At 40.3% G+C, this 983-nt stretch carries 2 protein-coding genes; both read right to left on the reverse strand.

Translation table 11 applies throughout. The features are described 5' to 3' along the window. Window positions 1-16: 16 nt before the first annotated feature. The gene (locus tag ACH0AB_RS11870) at window positions 17-535 is read right to left on the reverse strand and encodes an IS630 family transposase (protein WP_406878271.1); all 519 of its coding nucleotides are present in this window, start codon (window positions 533-535) and stop codon (window positions 17-19) included. Between the two features lie 20 nt (window positions 536-555). Then, complete coding sequence (locus ACH0AB_RS11875) at window positions 556-936, reverse strand: helix-turn-helix domain-containing protein (RefSeq protein WP_406878272.1); 381 nt, start codon at window positions 934-936, stop codon at window positions 556-558. Window positions 937-983: the final 47 nt, after the last annotated feature.

A 983-nucleotide genomic window follows, 5' to 3' on the forward strand; every position in this document is an offset into this window, starting at 1 on the left:
TATAGTTAAAACCGAATTATACCAAGCAACTTTCAACACAATCCTTAAGCGTATCAAACTTGCTTAGCGTTAAACGAACCTTTTGCTTGATGACTGCCCACAACTGCTCAATCGGATTAAGTTCAGGTGAGTAAGGCGGTAAGTACGTCAGTTCAATATTATAAAGTTCCGCAATTTGCTTTAAATCGCCACCATGATGAAATCTGGCATTATCCAACACCAATACACGTTTTGGATAATTTCCCTTATCATCTTTTGGCAAATCTCGTCCCAACGTGTGTAGCCAGTTTTCAACTATCACACGGTTACAACCACCTTCAAAGGTAACAGGAGCGATGAGTTTAAAGTCATTTAATCGCATGGCTCCCATTAAGTTTAAGCGTTTACCCTTATTGGCATCGATTTTGGCATAACAAGGCTTGCCAATAGGCGACCAACTGCGGGTGTAATATTGCCTTTGATAAAATCCTGTTTCATCCATAAATAGGATGTTGTCAGCGGTAAGGCTCAAGGTTAATAGCAGTAAACCCAGCATCAGTTTAAACCCAATTTGCTTTATGGGGTCGGCTTGCTTAAACAGCGTGGTCTTTTTTTAAAGCTCCATTTGATTCGACGTAGTGTTTCCAAAAAGGCGTTATAGGAAATACTGACATCGGGATGGTCCTTTAAGTATTGTTCTCTAAGTTGTTTTGCGGTGTCAAATTCTTGTGATTTAACATAGTCCTCAAAGGCGGTTAAGTCGGTGATAATATGTTTTACACCCACAGCGGCAAAGGGTTTCGGCTTGGTATTCCCTTGTTCTTGATAGAGCTTTATCCAGTCATCAAGGGTGTTGCGGTTGATTTCAAATAGCCTGGCTGTTTGGCTTTTGTTGCCTGTCTTTTGCCAGTGGTTGACGGCTCTGTCTCGTAAGTCTTGGTTGTATATTTTGGGCATGGTGGTATTGGTTTAAAATGCTTATTATATTACAGTTTTAACTATAC

It is taken from the genome of Moraxella sp. 179-F 1C4 NHS, assembly GCF_045370505.1.
Taxonomy (GTDB): domain Bacteria; phylum Pseudomonadota; class Gammaproteobacteria; order Pseudomonadales; family Moraxellaceae; genus Faucicola; species Faucicola tetraodonis.